Annotated in this window: 19 protein-coding genes; 7 read left to right on the forward strand and 12 right to left on the reverse strand. The window is 67.8% G+C overall.

Annotation, left to right across the window (positions count from 1 at the left end; all coding sequences use genetic code 11):
• Window positions 1-4: 4 nt before the first annotated feature.
• Complete coding sequence (locus HH308_RS12475; protein WP_170194534.1) at window positions 5-613, reverse strand: TetR/AcrR family transcriptional regulator; 609 nt, start codon at window positions 611-613, stop codon at window positions 5-7.
• Window positions 614-750: 137 nt separating this feature from the next.
• On the opposite strand from HH308_RS12475, the gene HH308_RS12480 reads away from it, so the two are divergent.
• Entirely contained in the window at window positions 751-1326 is a 576-nt protein-coding gene (locus HH308_RS12480) for an NAD(P)H-dependent oxidoreductase (protein ID WP_170194535.1), read from the forward strand.
• Between the two features lie 60 nt (window positions 1327-1386).
• Here the strand turns inward: HH308_RS12480 and eccB are convergent, their stop codons facing one another.
• Window positions 1387-2874 (reverse strand): type VII secretion protein EccB, encoded by a 1488-nt coding sequence (gene eccB / locus HH308_RS12485; RefSeq protein WP_170194536.1) that lies wholly within the window; start codon window positions 2872-2874, stop codon window positions 1387-1389.
• Between the two features lie 141 nt (window positions 2875-3015).
• On the opposite strand from eccB, the gene eccE reads away from it, so the two are divergent.
• Window positions 3016-4740: a type VII secretion protein EccE gene (eccE, locus tag HH308_RS12490; protein ID WP_170194537.1), complete on the forward strand. Its 1725-nt coding sequence runs from the start codon at window positions 3016-3018 to the stop codon at window positions 4738-4740.
• Window positions 4741-4923: 183 nt separating this feature from the next.
• Here the strand turns inward: eccE and manA are convergent, their stop codons facing one another.
• The 3 genes from manA to HH308_RS12505 are packed head-to-tail and all read right to left on the reverse strand — an operon-like array spanning window position 4924 to window position 7739.
• Window positions 4924-6177, reverse strand: a complete 1254-nt coding sequence (gene manA, locus HH308_RS12495) for a mannose-6-phosphate isomerase, class I (protein ID WP_170194538.1) — start codon at window positions 6175-6177, stop codon at window positions 4924-4926.
• The gene (locus HH308_RS12500) at window positions 6174-7262 is read right to left on the reverse strand and encodes a hypothetical protein (RefSeq protein WP_170194539.1); all 1089 of its coding nucleotides are present in this window, start codon (window positions 7260-7262) and stop codon (window positions 6174-6176) included. The genes manA and HH308_RS12500 overlap by 4 nt, the downstream gene beginning before the upstream one ends.
• Window positions 7263-7292: 30 nt before the next feature.
• Complete coding sequence (locus tag HH308_RS12505; protein WP_170194540.1) at window positions 7293-7739, reverse strand: DUF3499 domain-containing protein; 447 nt, start codon at window positions 7737-7739, stop codon at window positions 7293-7295.
• Window positions 7740-7838: 99 nt separating this feature from the next.
• Here HH308_RS12505 and HH308_RS12510 point away from each other — a divergent pair, with 99 nt between their 5' ends.
• Window positions 7839-8351, forward strand: a complete 513-nt coding sequence (locus HH308_RS12510; RefSeq protein WP_170194541.1) for a metallopeptidase family protein — start codon at window positions 7839-7841, stop codon at window positions 8349-8351.
• Window positions 8352-8504: 153 nt separating this feature from the next.
• On the opposite strand, the gene HH308_RS30710 is transcribed toward HH308_RS12510, so the two are convergent.
• Complete coding sequence (locus tag HH308_RS30710; protein WP_376767219.1) at window positions 8505-8924, reverse strand: WhiB family transcriptional regulator; 420 nt, start codon at window positions 8922-8924, stop codon at window positions 8505-8507.
• 338 nt (window positions 8925-9262) lie between these two features.
• On the opposite strand from HH308_RS30710, the gene cofD reads away from it, so the two are divergent.
• The 3 genes from cofD to HH308_RS12530 are packed head-to-tail and all read left to right on the forward strand — an operon-like array spanning window position 9263 to window position 12182.
• The gene (gene cofD, locus HH308_RS12520; RefSeq protein ID WP_170194542.1) at window positions 9263-10285 is read left to right on the forward strand and encodes a 2-phospho-L-lactate transferase; all 1023 of its coding nucleotides are present in this window, start codon (window positions 9263-9265) and stop codon (window positions 10283-10285) included.
• Window positions 10282-11631: a coenzyme F420-0:L-glutamate ligase gene (locus HH308_RS12525; RefSeq protein WP_170194543.1), complete on the forward strand. Its 1350-nt coding sequence runs from the start codon at window positions 10282-10284 to the stop codon at window positions 11629-11631. The genes cofD and HH308_RS12525 overlap by 4 nt, the downstream gene beginning before the upstream one ends.
• Window positions 11628-12182 (forward strand): NUDIX hydrolase, encoded by a 555-nt coding sequence (locus HH308_RS12530; protein WP_170194544.1) that lies wholly within the window; start codon window positions 11628-11630, stop codon window positions 12180-12182. The genes HH308_RS12525 and HH308_RS12530 overlap by 4 nt, the downstream gene beginning before the upstream one ends.
• Before the next feature lie 794 nt (window positions 12183-12976).
• Here HH308_RS12530 and glgC read toward each other — a convergent pair.
• On the reverse strand, window positions 12977-14197 hold the full coding sequence (gene glgC / locus HH308_RS12535) for a glucose-1-phosphate adenylyltransferase (protein ID WP_170194545.1): 1221 nt from the start codon (window positions 14195-14197) through the stop codon (window positions 12977-12979).
• A gap of 139 nt (window positions 14198-14336) precedes the next feature.
• On the opposite strand from glgC, the gene glgA reads away from it, so the two are divergent.
• Entirely contained in the window at window positions 14337-15527 is a 1191-nt protein-coding gene (gene glgA / locus HH308_RS12540; RefSeq protein ID WP_211188438.1) for a glycogen synthase, read from the forward strand.
• An 18-nt stretch (window positions 15528-15545) separates the two neighbouring features.
• On the opposite strand, the gene HH308_RS12545 is transcribed toward glgA, so the two are convergent.
• The 5 genes from HH308_RS12545 to folP all read right to left on the reverse strand — a co-directional run bounded on the left by HH308_RS12545 (window position 15546) and on the right by folP (window position 18880).
• A complete protein-coding gene (locus HH308_RS12545) occupies window positions 15546-16418 on the reverse strand; it encodes a methyltransferase domain-containing protein (protein ID WP_376767223.1) in 873 nt (290 codons plus the stop codon).
• Window positions 16415-16582, reverse strand: coding sequence for a DUF3117 domain-containing protein (locus HH308_RS12550; protein WP_170194546.1), 168 nt, complete (start codon window positions 16580-16582; stop codon window positions 16415-16417). Before HH308_RS12550 ends, HH308_RS12545 begins: the two co-directional genes overlap by 4 nt.
• A 101-nt stretch (window positions 16583-16683) precedes the next feature.
• A complete protein-coding gene (locus tag HH308_RS12555) occupies window positions 16684-17037 on the reverse strand; it encodes a DivIVA domain-containing protein (RefSeq protein ID WP_170194547.1) in 354 nt (117 codons plus the stop codon).
• A 5-nt stretch (window positions 17038-17042) separates the two neighbouring features.
• Entirely contained in the window at window positions 17043-18008 is a 966-nt protein-coding gene (locus HH308_RS12560; protein WP_170194548.1) for a glucosyl-3-phosphoglycerate synthase, read from the reverse strand.
• On the reverse strand, window positions 18005-18880 hold the full coding sequence (folP, locus tag HH308_RS12565) for a dihydropteroate synthase (protein ID WP_170194549.1): 876 nt from the start codon (window positions 18878-18880) through the stop codon (window positions 18005-18007). Before folP ends, HH308_RS12560 begins: the two co-directional genes overlap by 4 nt.
• Window positions 18881-18923 lie beyond the last annotated feature (43 nt).

Below are 18923 nucleotides of genomic sequence, written 5' to 3' on the forward strand. Positions count from 1 at the left end.
TCGACTACGGCGTCGGCGCACCGGCGACGAGCGCCCGGACCATCGCCTCCCACCGGGCGATCACGTCGAGCAGATCGAGACCCGCCGCGGTGGTCAGGTGCGTGATCGCCGCGGCCTCGAACGGCGCCTGGATCGCCAGCGCGAGTACCGGCGTGTCCACGAAACCGAGCTGCCGCAGCAGCATGGTCACGTGTGCGGTCGACGCCGCGAACACCGGATGCGTGAACCGATCGCCGCCGGCCTCGTCCGCCGCGAGCAGCAGATCGAGGTGGTCGGCGTTCATCTGCAGCCGCGCGCGTCCGTAGGCGAGCAACCGGTCCAACGGCGGCGCTCCCGGCCCCAATGGCGGCGGTCCGGCGATGAACGCCTGCTGCAACTCGGTCTCCGAGTGGTCGAGCAAGGCCCGCATCAGGCCGGTCCGGTTACCGAATCGCCGAAAGACGGTGCCCTTGCCGACGCCGGCCTCACGGGCGAGCGCGTCCATCGTCACGCCCGCCGCGCCATGGCGCTCAACGAGTTTCGTGGCGGCATCGAGCAGCAGACGACGATTGCGCGCGGCATCGGCGCGCTCACATTCGCGTGACAGTGGCAAGGTGCCGTCGAGATCCTGCATGTGATGAGCGTAACTGTTGACTGGGACGGGAATTGAACGGACCGTAGTCCGGTTACTACCACTGTAGCGCCAACCGCTTACGACCCGACATCCGCCGAAACCCGGCGACGCCATTGACACAGAATGGGGATTCACCGATGACCACTCAGAACACCACGATCGCCGTCCTCGTCGGCAGCCTGCGCAAGGCATCGATCAACCGCCAGCTCGCCGAAGTTGCCCGCGACAACGCCCCCGACGGTGTGACCCTCACCATCGTCGAGGGCCTCGGCGACCTGCCGTTCTACAACGAGGACGCCGACCCGGCGACTCCGGACGGCCAGGGCGCGGCACTGCCCGAGTCGGTCGTCGCCGCCCGTGCGGCGGTCGCCGCCGCCGACGCCGTGCTGATCGTCACGCCCGAGTACAACGGAACCATCCCGGCCGTGCTGAAGAACGCCATCGACTGGCTGTCTCGCCCGTACGGCGCGGGCGCGCTGAAGGACAAGCCGGTCGGCGTCATCGGCGCTGCGCTCGGCCGATTCGGCGGCAAGTGGTCGCGGGAAGACACCCGCAAGTCCGTGGGGATCGCGGGCAGCCGCGTCGTCGAAGAGGTCGAGATCGGCATCACCACCGCGGACCTGACCGACGAGGGCGTCGGCCACGCCGACGTCGTCGCCCAGGTGCTCGTCGCCGTCGCGAGTCTCGCCGACGCCGCCAAGGTCAACGCCTGACCGACCGGGAATTTCGTTCCGATTCACCCCCGACTGCTTCGCGCGGCCGGGGGTGAATCGTCATGATCCCTCGGTGACCACCGGGACTCCCGACCGGTCGGGCGGCATACCGGCATGCGCCACGAGCGCATCCGTCTTCGACAGGGTCGGTCCGGGCGCGAGTAGCGACACCATCGGCCACGGTGCGAGTACCTCGGTGTCGTCACCGAGGCCGAGCGTCGACCCCGTCTCCGCATCGGCGATACGATAGCGAATCCCATTGTCCGACACCAGATACCGCCCCTGCCGACGCGGACTGTCGGCATCGAGTCCGGTCACCCGGAAGTATTCGACGCCGCCCGGAACCGCGGCGATCGCATCGACCCCCGGCCCCGAGCCGTCGGCTCCGACGGGCACCGACAGCCGTTGTCGCGTGCCGAGCGGCACGGTATGCGAGAAGCGGATCGACGTACTCGACGTACCCGCCGTATCCGCGCGCCACTCCTGACAGAGCACCGGCGCGGTGGTGACGTCGACGAGATGCGGTGTCGCCGAGGGGAAATGGTTCACCGGCAGCGCGTCGCTGACCGGGAGCCCCGCCAGCGCCGCCGCGCTGACCGATCGAGCCGGAGACCGGGCGTCGGCGACGGCCGATCCGCCGGCCAGCAGCAAGACATCGGCGACGACGCTCGAAATCCGTTGCACCCCATCGGATAGCAGCACATGGAACGACGACTTGCCCGCGGCGTCGACGGTGCGCACCACCGACCCCACCGGTACATCAGCCCCCAGCGCGCTGGGCAATCCGCTCCCGACAATCGCGGGCACGACGAGATCCGGCACCCGCGGCACGCTGTTGAGCAGCGCCGGACTCATCGGACGTGCGGGCACGCCCTCCGCACCGATCGCCCGGAGAATCGGCACACTGGCGGTGTCGATGCGCGCCCGGACCGGTCGTGTCCGCTCTCCCTCGCGTGCGGTGAAGATCAGGTAGTTGCCATCCGCCGCGGCCACCACTGCCCCACTGCCGATCCGCGCAGGCTCGGATGCCGTCGTCGGCGCGCCGATCAGCAGTGTCGTCGATTCGACGACGCTGTCGGCGCCCCGGCCGGTCGCGGAGTCACAGACCGACCACTGCGACGATCCGCGCGGCGCGGGCAGCGAGCTCGGCGCCCCGGGAATGCCGAGCAGCGGCCCGCGCGAGTACTTCGCCAGTACGTCGTCGCTCACCGACTTCGGCGACGCCGCCGACCCGACGATGAGCCGCGCCGACGCGAGGTTCAGCACCGGATGCAGCCGGTCGTCGAGCCGGACGTACATCGCCCCACTGCTCTTGCTCACCAAGATCGTCGAGTCCCCAACCGTCCCTTGCGGTTTGACCAGTCCATAGATTCCGCATCCGCCGAGCAGCAGCACACCGATGAGCACACCGGCCAATAGCGCGTTGCGTTCGGCGCGCATCGGGTCGTGCAGCATCCGCACGTCTCGGCGCACCAGCGCGTGCTCTTGGCGCCGAAGCAGGAAGCGATACCCGTTGACCTGCGCCTTGGTCGTCAATTGCCGAACCATATCCGCACTCCCCCCGCTCGACTCGACGGAATCGGACACGCCGCCGAGCGATGTGGACTACCGTAGGCCACGTCGTCATCCGGCGGGTCGAATTCGCGCAAAACGCCCACGGCATACGGCACGGGGCACAAGGGGGCGACAATGAACGGACTCACGACACCTCGCCGACTTCCGCGGCGCACACGACTCGCGGTCGCCGGTGAACTCATGCTCGCCGCCGCGTTCGTCGGCTGGACGATCATCGGTGATCGACACGGCGCCTGGGTGCTGCTCGCATGTGTCGCCGCGGTCGCCGTCGCCGCCCTGCCACCCGTCCGAACACGATGCCGAAACCGTTGGCTCCGAACGCAATTCATCATGAGACGAGCGCGTCGCAATCCTGCCGACGTATTGACCGCGGCATTCGACGTCCCGGTGTCCGGGACCAGGGACGGCGAGCGCACCTCGGCCACTCGAATGGGAGCTCGCTGGGTCGACGACACACTGATCACCATGCTCGCCCTCGACACCGACCCCACCGCGCCGACGACGCTGACGCCACACGGCATCGTCGACCCCGGCGGCCACTGCGCAACGTTGCGTCAGATCGCCGCATGTCTCGACACCTTCGACATCACCGTCGATGCCGTCGACCTGATCAGCCACGGGCAGCGCACCACCGGGCCCGCGCATATCGCACAGGTCTACGACGCCACGCTCGGTCCGCTGCCTGCCGTGGCGAATCGGGCGACCTTCTTGGTCATCCGGCTTCGTCCGGCCGACTGCCCGGCCGCGGTGGCCCGGCGCGGCGGCGGCTCATCGGGCGCGATCCGCGCAGCCGTCGTGACCACCCGGCGAATCGCCGCCGCTCTGCACGACGCCGGGGTGCCCGCGCGGATCCTCACGGCACGTCAAATCACCGACGCGACAGTGTTTCTCGCCGACGGCGCACCGATCGCCGACGTCGCGGAGGCCTGGTCGGAGCTGACCTCCTCCGGCACCCGCATCCGCGGTTTCGCGGTAACCGCCGACGCCGCGTCGGCCGTAGCCGCGTCGACCGGATGGACGCACAGCGCACTGTCGACGACGCTCGGCGTCCGTATCCGACCGTCGGCCGCCGGCCACGAGTATGCGGCGGTACTGCGTGTCACCGAGCATCCGGCGTCGAATCGTGTTCTACGGCAACCGATCACCGGACTCGAACCGCTGTTCGGTGCGCAGTTCGAGGCATTGTGTGCAACCCTGCCGGTTGGCTCGTCGCCGTGGCTCGACCGCCGGCTCGCCTGGACGCCGATCACCGACGACGGCCCCCAGCCGGGCCTGGGCGGATGCGGTGCGCTCATCGGCGCCGACGCGGCCGGGCGCGGAGTCGCCGTCGCACTCACGTCCGCGGCGACGGTGGTCGTCGCCGGCGAGCAGTCATGGGTGTGGCAGTTGATCATTCGCGCTCTGGCGACCGGTGTGCGTATTCGTGTCGCGACCGATCGCGTCGACTACTGGCAGCCGCTGATTGCCGTCGTCGGTGACCCGACGGCGCTGCGCCTGGACGCCGCGGGATCGCGCGACGCGTCGGCCGCACTGCTAGTCGTCGACGGAACACGTTGCGCCCCAGAGCATCTCGTGCCGGAGTCGCCGGGCACTCGACTGATCGTCGTCGACGACGCCCGCGCGGCACCCGAGGGCGAGCTGCGACTCATCCAGGATCCGACGTCACCGGGCTTCGTCGACGTCGAGACACCCCGACGTCGGATGCGGGTGTCGATCGTGGCGACGCCACAGGAGTGGCGTTTGCTCGGCGGGATCGGCGGGCGCCCGCGGCCGCCGGACGAGCCGGTGACCAGCCCCCTCGACAGCCGGCAGACCACCCCCATCCTGGTGCCGAGGTAACCCGCTCCAACCGACGGCAGGCCCCACCCGCTGGTTGAGCCGAACTCACCGACGGCGCACCCACCCGCTGGTTGAGCCTCCCCACCCGCTGGTTGAACCTCCCCACCCGCTGGTTGAGCCGTGAGGAGCGTTAGCGACGAACGTGTCGAACCCCATCCTCAACCGCGCCCGACGCACACCGCGTCATCCCCGTGCGTGGTGGGGCACCGGGACCAGCGCACGGAAGAAGGTCACCTTCGCCGACGCCGCCCGCACCACTACATCGGGGTCGTCGTCGGAGATCCAAATCGCTTGCCCCGCACGCACCGTCGTGGGTCCGCCGGTCGCCGAGCGCACCTCGACGATGCCGCGTAGCACCGCGAGGATCTGCGGGCCGGGCATGTCGAAGGAGATCGACGACGCGTGGTGCAGACCGGTGCCGTCCAATTCGATTCGGGACAACCGGAATTCACGCGCGGGCGTCAGATAGATCCGTTCGGCGTTGACCGTACGCACCGCCGGGGACAGATCGTCACGGGAGACCGGAGTGAAGTCGAGGACGCGCAGCAGCTCGGGGACGTCGATGTGCTTGGGCGTCAGCCCACCGCGCAGGACATTGTCCGAGTTGGCCATGATCTCCACGCCGGTGCCCTGCAGATAGGCATGCAGATTACCGGCCGACAGGAACAGCGCCTCGCCTGGTTCGAGGTGAATCCGGTTGAGCAGCAACGCAGCAAGAACCCCGGGATCACGCGGATACGCTTCGCCGAGTTCGAGGAGCGTCTGCAGCTCGGCGCGGAACTCACAGTCACCCGCCGCCAGGACACCGACGGCGGCGTCGAGCACGGCGGGCACCAGCGTCGCGATCACCGCCTCCGGCAGGGTGATCCAGGTGGTGAACAGTGCGCGCAATCCGTTGGAGTCCGGCTGTCCGGCCAGCATGCCCAGGTAGGGATCGAGTTCGGCGACCTGCAGTTCCCGAAGCAGGTCGACGGTCTGGCGCGGGTCCCGGAAACCGGCGAGCGCGTCGAACTCGGTGACGGCGACGATCACCTCCGGCTTATGCCAGCCGTCGCGATAGTTGCGCTCGGGCGCGTCGGCCGCGAGTCCGAGGGCGTTCTCGCGGGCATAGCCCTCCGCCGCCTGCTCGGCGCTCGGATGGGCCTGCAGTGACAGCGCTTCGTTCGCGGCCAGGATCTTCAGCAGGAAGGGCAGGCGCGGCCCGAACTCCCCCACCGCCGACTCACCGAGGGCGTCGGTCGGGTGCGCGTCGATCTCGGCGAGCAGCGTCGTCGCCTGTCCGGATCCGTCGACGCACGTCGACGGCCCCGCTGGATGCGCGCCGAACCACAGTTCAGCCTCTGGATGCGGAGAGGGCGTCGGGAGACCACGGATGGTGGCGATCGATGTCCGTGACCCCCAGGCGTACGGACGCACCACACCTTCGAGCAGTTTCATGCCCGTCGCGCTCCCAACAGTCGTAGATACACCGCCGCCATTTCGGTTCGCAGCATCAAAACAAGGTAGCCCATCATGTCGTCGTGTCCGGCCACCGCTGTCTCGTCGGGATCGACGAGATCGACGAGATCGACGAGGATGTCCGCGGCCACCGCCCCCAACCGCTGGCGTGTCTGCCACTGCCGCTGGACCGAACTCACCACCATCAGCTGCGGCGGTTGATCGAGCGGCGCATCGAACTGCGGGTCGAAGAAGATCGAGTCGACCGGAGCGGCTCCGGCAGCCGATCGCAGCTTCACCGCACCGAGGGCCGCGGGTAGCGTCAGAGGCGTTCCGGTGACCCCCGCGACAGTCGCGAAGACCACGCTGGCCCGATGAGCGAGCACGTCGGTCTGCGTGTCGTCACCGGACCAAATCGTTTCTCGCTCTTGCATTTTCGAGGCCAACAGTTTCGCCTGGTTGCGGAAGGCCTCACGCTCGGGATGATTCGCGGCGGCCTCGGCGTCGAGTGCGGAAGCGAGGTCGTCGAAGTCGACGACGGCGCCGGTGGTCCGCACCTGAACCAGCGCCGCACAGACGGCGAGGAGCCCCGCGACGAGCCCGCAGAACCGGAACTGCGGTGCGGTGTAGACGCGCGGTGACAGGTCGACGATCCGCCCCGCGACGGCGTCGCGCAACGGTCCTTCCAGTGGCGCCAAGGTGACCACTTCGGCGCGGCGGCGGGCACCGCGCGCCCCGGCGTCGATGAGAGCGAGATCACCGGCGTCGTCGCCCGCGAGAACGACGACGTCGAGGGGCCCGATCCAACTGGGCATGGTGGGGATCACGACGATGGGGACGTCGACTCGCGCGCCCATCGCGGCGACGACGAAGGCGACCGCGTCGGCGCCGACCGCGGACGAGCCGGTCACGATCACCAGGCTTCGCGGGCGCAGGTCGCCCAGCGGGTCCAGGACTCCCTCGCGGCGGGCCTCGGCGATCGCCCGGACCTGGGCGCCGGCGAGAGCAACCGACTGAAGCAGTCCGTCGCGGTCGGCGGACAGCAATGCCTCGACGTCGTCGAAGTCAGCGATGTCGGAGCGCATACGTGTCAGCGTATCGACTCGGACGGGGTTTCAGTCGATGGGATCGGGAAGAACACGCAGGTGTCCCCGACGACCGGGCCGCGGCTTGACCCCGGCCCGATGGCGCCCACCTTCGCCGGGACCCGAACGGTCGAATCGTCCGCCGACGCCGGGCGGGCCGGATCGCAACGGAAGGTCGTCGAGACCGTCGAACGGGACGCTCCCGACGGCCGCACCCGATTCGCGCACCGCCTCGGCGAGCGCGGTCAACTCGAGGTCCTCCGGCGGAGCACTGAAACCGCGCTCACTGCGCAGCATCTCCCAGCCGCGGGGCACGGTGATGTTCGCGGCGTGGTCGGCACACAGATCCCAGGCATGCGGCTCGGGATTGGTGGACAGCGGTCCGATCACGGCCGTCGACTCCGCGTAGACGAAGGTCAACGTCGCCACTGCGGCACGCGAGCAGCCCGGGCGGCGGCACTGACGAAGAGAACTCACCCGTCGAGGTTAGCCCGTTGAGCGCGTCAGTGGACACGAGACACACCGTCGGAGACCGCGAAGACCACCGATTTGCCGGAGTGCATCTATAGTCCATTCATGCCCAACCGACGCGACACCCGAGCGCAGCCGTCGATACGGGGGTCGACGCCGGCGCGCAGGCGCCGACGCCGCGACCGGCACGGCCGAGGTCTGCGCGGTCCCCTGCTGCCGCAGCAGGTACCGGCATGGCGTTCGCGCGCCGATGCGTTCGACGCCGTGGCGTTGGAGGCCTTCGCCGACATCGACCTGCGGTGGCGTGATCGCCTCGGCGGACTCGACGTCGCGGTCGACGACATTCCGCGCATGCTGCCGCGAGACGCCGAGGACGTCGAGTGGCCCGACGAGGTGACCGCCGACGGCAACGTACCGCTCGCGCGTTTGATCAACGCCGGGATCGACACCGAGGGCAACCCCACCCGGGCGCACATCATCCTGTTCCGGCGTCCGCTGGAAAGTCGCGCCAAACGCGGCGAGGATCTGCTCGACCTCGTCCACGAAGTGCTCGTGCAGCAGGTCGCGACCTACCTCGGCGTCGACGAGGAGACCATCGATCGCGGGCCGGAAGCCTAAGTCGCACAATCACTTTCCGGACAAGCACGTTCCGGACGGGCGTTGACCCGCGCACGCTTTCGCGCGCAGTATCGAACGGGTGCGCAAACGGCGAACTCCCGCCAGTGGCCGTCGGGGCCGGGCGGGAGTTTCACGCGTCATATCTCAGGTGAGCTAGATGATGCCGCGCTTGAGTCGGCGCCGCTCACGTTCGGACAGTCCACCCCAGATGCCGAAGCGTTCGTCGTTATGCAACGCGAACTCCAGGCACTCGGGCTTCACCTCGCACCCCTGACAGATGCGTTTGGCCTCCCGGGTGGACCCGCCCTTCTCGGGGAAAAACGCTTCGGGATCCGTCTGTGCGCAGAGCGCACGCTCTTGCCACTGCTCCTCGACCGCATCGAAAAGTTCGTCAAAGTCGTTGGGTACCAACGACAAATGCTTACGAGCCCCGGCGACGTCGACACCTGCGTCAGCGGAATGACCGGCGCCGGCTAGTTCGTAGGGACTGTAGTGCGGATCAAGTGCAGGGCCGATGTGGTTCTCAAAAGCCACCGTCGGCACCTCCTTGGATGAATCGTTCTCGTCAATCACAACTGGTCAATTCTGACACCCACCCGGCGTCGTTCCTTGCGCTCACAAAACATCTCCACTCGCACACTAGCGCCATCCGACCGACGTGAGATCAAGGTTCGAACATGTTGTCGATCGCGCTAAGAGATTGCGGAACTCACACAACATTTCCGATCTTGAATACCGGAATGACACTACTGTTATTAGATACCGTAACGTTTGCGGGGTCAAGTCGAACTATCAAAATCGTTACATACCAATGACATTCAGTTGATACCTGCCTATACCTCAGCCGATAGGACACCACCCGCCGATGCGCGCAGCACCGTCGCGAACTCCCCACACTACAGTGAATCTTCGTGAAGGTGACTGTTCTCGTCGGCGGCGTTGGTGGAGCTCGATTCCTGCTTGGAGTACGCGAGCTTCTCGGCGCGACGCCGTTCCCGACCGTCGGTGATTCGACCGACACCACCCATCAGATAACCGCGATCGTCAATGTCGGCGACGACGCCTGGATGCACGGTGTGCGGATCTGTCCCGATCTGGACACCTGCATGTACACGCTCGGCGGCGGCATCGACCCGGAACGGTCGTGGGGCCGCCGCGGCGAGACGTGGCACGCCAAAGAGGAGCTCGCCGCCTACGGCGCCGACCCCGATTGGTTCGGCCTCGGCGACCGCGACCTGGCGACGCATCTGATCCGCACCCAGATGTTGGAGGCGGGCTACAAGCTCGCCGACGTCACGGCCGCATTGTCCAAGCGGTGGCAGCCCGGTGTGCGGTTGCTGCCGGCCACCGAGGATCGCCACGAGACGCACGTCGTGGTCGACAAGCCCGGCGGCGCCGACGGCGAGCGCGTCGCCATCCACTTCCAGGAGTGGTGGGTCCGCTATCGCGCACAGATCCCGACCTTCGGCTTCGCGCAGGTCGGGTCCGACGCCAAACCCGGGCCCGGGGTGCTCGACGCCATCGCCGGCGCCGACCTGGTCATCTTCGCCCCGAGCAACCCGGTGGTATCCATCGGCGCCATCATGAGCGTGCCGGGATTGCGTGCGGCACTTCGTAATACGCCCGCACCGGTGGTCGGCATCTCGCCGGTCATCGACAACAAGCCGCTGCGCGGCATGGCCGACGAGTGCCTGTCGGTCATCGGCGTCGAGACCACCGCGCAGGCCATCGCGGCGCACTACGGCGCGCGCAGCGGCAACGGACTGCTCGACGGCTGGTTGATCGCCGACGGCGACGAGGCCGTCGTCGACGGAATCGCCATCGGGCAGGCTCCACTGCTGATGACCGATCCGCCGACCACCGCGGCGATGGTCGTCGCTGCCGCCGAGCTGGTCGGCGTGACGCTGCCTCGCGCAACGGGAGACGATGCATGATCGCCGACCATCGCGCCGTCGACGGACTGCAGATCCGACCGGTGCCCGGACTCGGCGAGTTCGGGCCCGGCTCCGACGTCGCGGCTGAGATCGTCGCGGCCGCCCCGTGGCTCGCCGACGGTGACGTGGTAGTGATCACCAGCAAGATCTTCTCCAAGGTCGAAGGCCGGATGGTCGACGCTCCGGCCGACCCGGACGAGCGAGATGCGTTGCGCCGCAAGCTCGTCGAGCAGGAATCGGTGCGCGTGCTGGCACGCAAGAACCGCACGCTGATCACCGAGAACGCCTACGGACTCGTGCAGGCCGCGGCCGGTGTCGACGGATCCAATGTGCCGTCGGATCAATTGGCGCTGCTCCCCATCGATCCCGACGCCAGCGCCGCACGTACCCGTGCGGCCTTCGCCGAGAAGGGCCTCGACGTCGCGGTGATCATCACCGACACGATGGGCCGGGCATGGCGCACCGGGCAGACCGACGTCGCCATCGGGGCGTCGGGCATCGCGGTCACCCACCCGTACGACGGCGGCGTCGACGACTACGGCAACCCCTTGGTCGTGACCGATATCGCCGTCGCCGACGAGATCGCGGCGGCCGCCGACCTCGTGAAGGGCAAACTAGCGGGGATTCCGGTTGCGGTCGTTCGGGGCCTGAATCCCCGTGACGACGGTTCGACGGCACGGTCGCTGGTCAGGCCCACCGAGGAGGATCTGTTCCGTCTTGGGACAGATGAGGCGGTTGTTAAGGGTCGTTGCGAGGCGCTGCTGACCCGTCGCTCGGTCCGGCAGTTCGCCGACGGCGCCGAGGGCACCGTCGGCGAGGACGTGATGAACGCGGCTTTCGCCGATGCGCTCACCGCCCCCGCACCACACCACACGCATCCGGTGCGGTTCGTCTGGGTGCGCGACGCCGAGCGACGCCGAGCCATGCTCGACGCCATGGCCGCGGCGTGGCGGACCGATCTGACCGGCGACGAGAAAACGCCCGAATCCATCGAGAAACGACTGCGGCGCGGTCAAATCCTTTACGATGCACCGGAACTCGTGGTTCCGTGCCTGGTACCCGACGGAGTCCACGACTATCCGGACGCCCGGCGTCGAGCGGCCGAGCACACGATGTTCACCGTCGCGACCGGGGCAGCGGTACAGGGCTTGTTGGTGGCCCTGTCGGTACGCGGGGTCGGCAGTTGCTGGGTGGGCTCCACGATCTTCGCGCCCGACGTCGTGCGCGCGGCCCTCGACCTAGCCGCAGACTGGGAACCGTTGGGCGCCATCGCAATCGGTTACCCGAGCGAGCCGCTGACCGCGCGGGCGCCCGCACCGATCGACGAGTGGGTGGTGCAACGATGAGCCTGCACTCCAGTGCCGTCGAACGACTCACGCGCTGGCGTGCGCCCGACGTCGAGCAGGACTCGCTGCGACACACCTACCTGGCCTTTCTCGCCGCGAATCCCGATGCGTGCCTGCGACGTTCGGCGTCGGGACACCTCACGGCGTCGGCCGTGGTGCTCGACGACCGCGGCACCCACACCCTGTTGACGCTGCATCCGCGGATCGGCCGCTGGGTCCAATTGGGCGGGCACATGGAACCCGACGACCCCTTGATCGACGCCGCCGCACTGCGCGAGGCGACCGAGGAGTCGGGATTGTCGGGGCTGCGATTGACCTCGATCGCACGGCTGCACACCCATCCGATCACCTGCTCGCTGGGCGTGCCGACGCGTCACCTCGACGTCCAATTCTGCGCGGTGGCCAGGCGCGATTCATCCGGGCGCCTTCCCGAGCCGGCGATCAGCGATGAGTCGACGGACCTCGCCTGGTGGCCGGTGGACGCGCTGCCGGAGAACGCGGATACGCCGACCCTGCGGCCGTTGATCGCCGCGGGCGTGAGGTTGATCTAGGGCGCGACGCCGCCGAGTGCCGAAGCGAGGAACGAGCTTCTGTGTAACCCGCTCCCCGAGTGCCGAAGCGAGGAACGAGCTTCTGTGCAACCCGCTCCCCGAGTGCCGAAGCGAGGAACGAGCTTCTGTGCAACCCGCTCCCCGAGTGCCGAAGCGAGGAACGAGCTTCTGTGCAACCCGCTCCCCGAGTGCCGAAGCGAGGAACGAGCTTCGGTGTAACCCGCTCCCCGAGTGCCGAAGCGAGGAACGAGCTTCGGTGTAACCCGCTCCCCGAGTGCCGAAGCGAGGAACGAGCTTCGGTGTAACGAGGGGCCCGCGACTTGAAATACATACGGGGGCAAGCCGTTTCGAAAGATCTCAGCGACGACGAGCCATCTCGACTCCTCGCGTCAGCGGCCCACTACGGTAGTCACCTCACGCCACGATGACCACGTCCGCGGGACACAACAGCGCAGCGGGAAGTTCATCACCGCAGCGCGGGCCCATTACCGCAATACGACGTGCGGCCCGCAACTATCGAAAACGCGACGCGGACAACCGAAGTCGCCCAACGGCGTCGTCATGTCATCCTGGTCTCAGGACCCAGGCGAGCAGCACCCCGAAATGCCTAGCAGCAGTTGGCATTTCGGGTCACCAACCCCTCGTTACATCGAAGCTCGTGCCTCGCTTCGACACTCGGGGAGCGGGGTGGCCGCTCACCCCCTCTACTTCGACACTCGGGGAGCGGTGTGGCCGCCCAACCCCACCACTTCGACACTCGGGGAGCGGGGTGGCTCGGGACGCGAGCCGGTCGATCACCTCTCGATTCGCACGCCCTTACCTACGGTGACGATGCCGCCGGGGCTTACCGCGTAATGCTGGCGGTCGTGTTCGAGATTCACGCCCAACTGCGCTCCGTCGCCGATCACGACGTTCTTGTCGAGGATCGCGTTGCGCACCACGGCTCCGGCGCCGATGCGCACACCTGGCATCAGGACGCTGCCCTGCACCACCGCTCCCTCGCCGACGACGATGTTGGAACTGAGCACAGAGTTGCTGACCGTGGCGGCCGAGACGATCGAGCCTGCTCCGACGACGGAGTCTTGGGCGAGGCCGCCGCGCACAAACTTGGCCGGCGGGAGGTTGTGCGTCTCGCCGCGGATCGGCCACCGTCGGTTGTAGAGGTTGAACACCGGGTGCACCGATACCAAGTCCATGTGCGCATCGTAGAAAGCGTCGAGGGTTCCGACGTCGCGCCAGTAGCCCTTGTCGCGTTCGGTCGCGCCGGGTACGTCGTTGTCCTTGAAGTCGTAGACGTTCGCTTCGCCGCGTGCGACGAATGCTGGGATGATGTCGCCGCCCATGTCGTGATCGGAGTCGGGATCGGCGGCGTCGGCCTTGATCGCATCGATCAGCGCCTCGGTGGTGAAGACGTAGTTGCCCATCGACGCAAACGTCGCCTCGGGGTCGTCGGGCGTGCCGGGCGGGTCACTCGGCTTCTCGAGGAACTGGGTGATGCGACCGCTGTCGTCGGCATCGATGCAACCGAAGGCGAATGCCTCCGATCGCGGGACGCGGATGCCTGCGACGGTGACGCCCGCACCGGAGGCGATATGTGCCTCCACCATCTGCGAGGGGTCCATGCGGTAGACGTGGTCGGCACCGAAGACGACGATGTACTCGGGCTGCTCGTCATAGACGAGGTTCATCGACTGGAAGATCGCGTCGGCACTGCCGGTGTACCACCGCGGACCGAGGCGCTGCTGTGCGGGCACCGACGTGATGTACTCGCCATGGAAGCCCGACGACCACCACGTCTGCGAGATGTGCCGGTCGAGCGAGTGCGACTTGTATTGCGTCAGAACGCAAATGCGCTCATAGCCCGCGTTGACCAGATTTGAGAGCACGAAGTCGATCAGGCGATACGCACCCCCGAACGGCACAGCGGGTTTGGCGCGGTCAGCGGTCAACGGATACAGCCTCTTGCCTTCGCCACCGGCAAGCACGATCCCCAGCACATTCGGTCCAGAACTCACTCGTTCAACTTATCCGGCCACTGCAGTGTGGGCTACCGCGCCGAGAAAACTGATCCAGAAAATTTTCGCCCGCCGCCGCACGCCGACGAGATGCCTCAACTGGCGGGCTTACCGGCGCGTTAGGCGATAGCGTCGTGGCATGACTTCCCCCGCCCCGGGCCGTTCCCCGAAAGTTGCCATCCTGACCCGCGAATACCCGCCGGAGGTCTACGGCGGCGCGGGCGTTCACGTCACCGAACTCGTCCGCCATCTGCGCGCGCTCACCGACGTCGACGTCCACGCAATGGGCGCCCCACGCGACACGGCGTTCATCTACCAACCCGATCCGGCGCTCGCCGACGCCAATGCCGCCATCGCGACCCTGTCCACCGACCTGCGCATGACGTCCGGAGTCGCCGGTGCCGACGTCGTGCATTCGCACACCTGGTACACCGGCCTCGCCGGTCACCTGTCCGGCCTGCTGTATTCGGTCCCCCACGTCGTGACCGCACACTCCCTCGAACCGTCGCGGCCGTGGAAAGTCGAGCAACTCGGCGGCGGCTACCACGTGTCGAGTTGGTCCGAACGCAACGCGATGGAGAACGCGGCTGCGGTAATCGCCGTCAGCGCGGGCATGCGCGAGGAGATCTGCGCCACCTACCCGCGCATCGATCCCGACCGAGTTCACGTGGTGCTCAACGGAATTGACACCGACCAGTGGTATCAGGTGGACGACCCGTTCACGCCGGAGTCGGCGCTGACCGCGCGTGGCGTCGACCCGAACCGACCCATCGTCGCCTTCGTCGGCCGGATCACCCGGCAGAAGGGCGTCGCACATCTCGTGCGTGCGGCAGCGCGGTTCGCCCCCGAAGTCCAGTTGGTGCTCTGCGCCGGCGCCCCCGACACTCCCGAGCTGGAGGCCGAGGTGACCGCCGAAGTGGCCAAGCTCAACGAGGACCGGTCCGGCGTGTACTGGATCCAGGAGATGCTGCCCGGCCCGCGTATCCGCGAGATATTGAGCGCCGCAACAGTATTCGTATGCCCGTCGGTGTACGAACCGCTCGGCATCGTCAACCTCGAGGCGATGGCCTGCGGCACCGCGGTGGTCGCTTCTGCTGTCGGCGGTATCCCGGAGGTCGTCGACGACGGCGTGACCGGCAAGCTCGTCGCATACGACGCCGCCGACCCGACCGGCTTCGAGTATGCCTTCGCCGACGCCGTCAACGCCGTCGTCGCGGACCCCGACGAGGCCGCCGCCATGGGTCAGCGGGGTCGCGCGCGTGCCCGGGACAAGTTCTCGTGGGCGACGATCGCCGAACAGACTCTCGACGTGTACCGGTCGGTGCTCTAGGCCCCAGTTCTTCAGGCCTCAGCGTCGGCGGAGTACGGTGGCCCGCACCGCGATGGTGACGGGCACCGTCGACGAACCCGCGAGACTTCTTGCGCGCGAACAGATCTCATCACTTGAAAGGTGAAAAGCGCTGGGGCCCATGCCGACTAGGTCGGCGATGGCCGACTCCCCGACGTCGGATCGGTAGGTGACGATCTGCGATGACACTTCGGCGAATGCGTGAGCCGTCGACGTCCGCAGGGCGTCGTATTTGTCCTCCCCCACTCGCAGCATGCCCATCGGCTCGATCAGCTCGCGTAGATGGCCGGTCTCCGGTGCGGCAACGACGAGGCGTCCGCCGCCGCGCAGCACGCGGGCGAAGTCGTCGACGTTGCGCGGTGAGAACACCGAGATCAGCGTGTCGACGGACTCGCCGGCCAACGGAAGCCGCGACCACGCGTCGGCGACGATCCCGGCCAGCCGCGGATGGGCACGAGCGGTCGACCGGGCACATACCTTCGACAGATCGATGCCGACGCCGTACGCGGCCGGCAGCCGATCGAGACAGGCCGCGGTGTACTGCCCGGTGCCCGACCCGACGTCGAGCAGCATTTCGGCATCGGGCGCGGATTCTTCGACGATCCCGGCGATCACCGAACGCAACGACGCGAACGGTCCGGCGTCGGCGAGTACTCGAGTCCGCGCCGCGACCATCTCCGCGGTGTCAGAGGCGAGTCCCCGCGTGCCGCCGCCGAGCAGTGTCACATAACCCTGCCGTGCGACGTCGAATCGATGCCCGCCCGAACATCCGAGAACTGCCGGCTGACCGTCGCGCTCTTGGACGACGGCCACTGCCTCGGCACAGACCGGGCAGGCCAGAATGTGCGCAACATGCGCGAGTGGGCCGGTCAGCCGGTGGCTCCGCGCAGTTCCTCACCGAGTGCCGCAGCCTCATCGGGCGTCAGTTCGACTACTAGGCGTCCGCCGCCTTCGATGGGGATACGGACGACGATGCCGCGTCCTTCCTTGGCCGCTTCCATCGGGCCGTCACCGGTGCGTGGCTTCATCGCCGCCATTGCCGAACTCCTCCTTCGACCGCCACCGGCGGCCATGTGATCTTCGGTAGTCGCCTTCTCGCGGATCCCCGCAGGCACACTTCGGTAATTATACTCGCAAGTCAGTTGTGGCTTTCGTCGGCCTGAGACGGTTTTACCGTCGACGTCTTCGCGGCGGCATCGGCAAGATCGCGTGCTTGAAGAGTCGCGGTGAGCTTGCGCAGTTCGTCGAGCTCGCGCGCCACCTTCTCCAGTGCCCAGTCGACCTCGGACTGCCGATACCCGCGCGCCGCGAGCCGGAAACGCACCGCGCGCACGTCGTCGCCGGTGACTCCTTCGCGCGGCAGCCGGGTCAACGTGGTCCCGGGATCGATCGGCGGCAGATCCTCGCCCCGTCCGAAGACGAACCAGACGACGACGAACAGCGTCGACACCACGATCGCCATGATCAGCAGGTACAACAGGAGAGTCGTCATGATTTCTATCGTGTCACGTGGGCGGGTTGAGGCCGGGGACGACCGGCCGCGCTCGGCATCACCGATGCCATCGGCGGACGGTCGGTGAGATCGACCTCGGTGTCAGATCGGACGAACTGCGGCACCGCCCGCGGTCGCCCGGCATCGTCGTCGTCGATTTCGACGAACTGCGTCAGCGCCGCCCGGGAGTCGACCACTCCGCACCGGCCCAGCAGTACGCCGACGATCTGCCGGCTCATCACGCCGAGCTCGGTCAACTTGCGGTTCCGGTGCTTGCGCACACCGAGATTCACCTGTGCGATCGCGTCGATGCCGCATCGGTCGTAGGCGTCGATCAGCAGGCCGATCTCCACCCCGTACCCGGGCGCGAACGGCACCGAACTGAGCAGTTCGCGGGTGCCGCCGTACTCGCCGCCGAGCGGTTGGATGATGGTGCTCAGTTCCGGCTTGAGCGACGAGAGCAGCGGCCGCGCAACGAGTTCCGTGACTCGGCCGCCGCCACCCTCGTCCCGGTTCTCGCCGATGCGCAGCGGCCTGCGGTAGTACGCCTTGACCAACGAGACCCCGCGATCGCGCAGCAACGGCCCGACGAGTCGGGGTACGAACATCGGGTCGGGGTCGATGAGGTCGGAGTCGACGAAGACGATGAGATCGCCGGTGGTCGCGGCGACCGAGCGCCACAGCACTTCGCCCTTGCCCGGCTTCGGCGGCACCGACGGCACCGCCTCCTCGCGGGTGACGACGCGCGCCCCCGCCGCGGTCGCCCGAGCGGCGGTGGCATCGGTGGATCCCGAATCCATGACGACCAGTTCGTCCACGAGCCCGCCCAGCAACGGGCGAATGGACGCCACGACGTCGCCGACGGTCGCTTCCTCGTTCAACGCAGGCAGCACCACCGACACGGTGCGGCCGTCCTTTGCCTCGACGAGCTCGGCCACCTCGGCCCAGTCGATGACGTGCACGCTGCTCACGCGAGACCCCGCACAGTCCGAACCGGTTGGCGCGCACCGGAAATCGCGGCGACCATGTCGACGACGCGACGCGTCTGCGCCACCTCGTGGACCCGGAACACTCGTGCCCCGTGCTCGGCGGCCAACGCGGTCGCCGCCAGCGTGCCCTCCACTCGTTCACGCAATTCGACGCCCAATGCCTCCCCCACGAAGTCCTTGTTGCTCAACGCCATCAACACCGGGCGGCCGGTCGCGACCAGCTTGTCGATGTGACGCAGCAGCGTCAGCCCGTGGTGGGTGTTCTTGCCGAAATCATGTGTCGGATCGATGAGGATGGAATCCGCGGGCACACCCGCCTCTTCGGCCCGATCGGCCGCCGCGGACAGCTCGGCGACCACTTGCCCGACGATGTCGGGATAGCGCACCCGATGCGGCCGGGTCCGCGGAATCGCTCCTCCGGTGTGCGAACATACGATGCCGACCTGGTGTGCCGCAGCGACTTTCACCAGATCCGGGTCCGCACCGGCCCACGTGTCGTTGATGAGATCGGCACCGGCCGCACACGCGGCGTCGGCCACCTCCGCCCGCCAGGTGTCGACGCTGATCAGCAGGTCGGGGAAGTTCTCCCGCACCCACGCGGTGAACGGAACCACCCGAGCGGCTTCCTCGGCGGCGTCGACGGTCTGCCCGGGGCCGGCCTTGACGCCGCCGATGTCGATGATGTCGGCACCCTCGGCAACCACCTGTGCCACCCGAGCCTGCGCGGCGTCGTCGGCGAAGCTGGCCCCGGCGTCGTAAAACGAATCCGGGGTGCGGTTGACGATGGCCATCACCAGCGCCCGATCCGATGCGACTGGCCGACCGCACAACGTCTGTGTCGTCGAACTGGTCATAGGCCCGAGGGTAGTGCAGCGGCGGATCGGGCGACGATTCCGC

The sequence above is a fragment of the Gordonia asplenii genome (genome assembly GCF_012933505.1).
GTDB classification, from domain to species: domain Bacteria; phylum Actinomycetota; class Actinomycetes; order Mycobacteriales; family Mycobacteriaceae; genus Gordonia; species Gordonia asplenii.

What these genes read in the sequence shown, in the direction of transcription:
- folP (WP_170194549.1), bottom strand. Translation starts at nt 18,880, where the DNA reads ATGACCAGTTCGACGACACAGACGTTGTGCGGTCGGCCAGTCGCATCG.
- eccE (WP_170194537.1), top strand. Translation starts at nt 3,016, where the DNA reads ATGAACGGACTCACGACACCTCGCCGACTTCCGCGGCGCACACGACTC.
- eccB (WP_170194536.1), bottom strand. Translation starts at nt 2,874, where the DNA reads ATGGTTCGGCAATTGACGACCAAGGCGCAGGTCAACGGGTATCGCTTC.
- HH308_RS12480 (WP_170194535.1), top strand. Translation starts at nt 751, where the DNA reads ATGACCACTCAGAACACCACGATCGCCGTCCTCGTCGGCAGCCTGCGC.
- HH308_RS12530 (WP_170194544.1), top strand. Translation starts at nt 11,628, where the DNA reads ATGAGCCTGCACTCCAGTGCCGTCGAACGACTCACGCGCTGGCGTGCG.
- glgA (WP_211188438.1), top strand. Translation starts at nt 14,337, where the DNA reads ATGACTTCCCCCGCCCCGGGCCGTTCCCCGAAAGTTGCCATCCTGACC.
- HH308_RS12525 (WP_170194543.1), top strand. Translation starts at nt 10,282, where the DNA reads ATGATCGCCGACCATCGCGCCGTCGACGGACTGCAGATCCGACCGGTG.
- HH308_RS12500 (WP_170194539.1), bottom strand. Translation starts at nt 7,262, where the DNA reads ATGCGCTCCGACATCGCTGACTTCGACGACGTCGAGGCATTGCTGTCC.
- HH308_RS12475 (WP_170194534.1), bottom strand. Translation starts at nt 613, where the DNA reads ATGCAGGATCTCGACGGCACCTTGCCACTGTCACGCGAATGTGAGCGC.
- HH308_RS12550 (WP_170194546.1), bottom strand. Translation starts at nt 16,582, where the DNA reads ATGGCGGCGATGAAGCCACGCACCGGTGACGGCCCGATGGAAGCGGCC.
- HH308_RS12510 (WP_170194541.1), top strand. Translation starts at nt 7,839, where the DNA reads ATGCCCAACCGACGCGACACCCGAGCGCAGCCGTCGATACGGGGGTCG.
- HH308_RS12555 (WP_170194547.1), bottom strand. Translation starts at nt 17,037, where the DNA reads ATGACGACTCTCCTGTTGTACCTGCTGATCATGGCGATCGTGGTGTCG.
- manA (WP_170194538.1), bottom strand. Translation starts at nt 6,177, where the DNA reads ATGAAACTGCTCGAAGGTGTGGTGCGTCCGTACGCCTGGGGGTCACGG.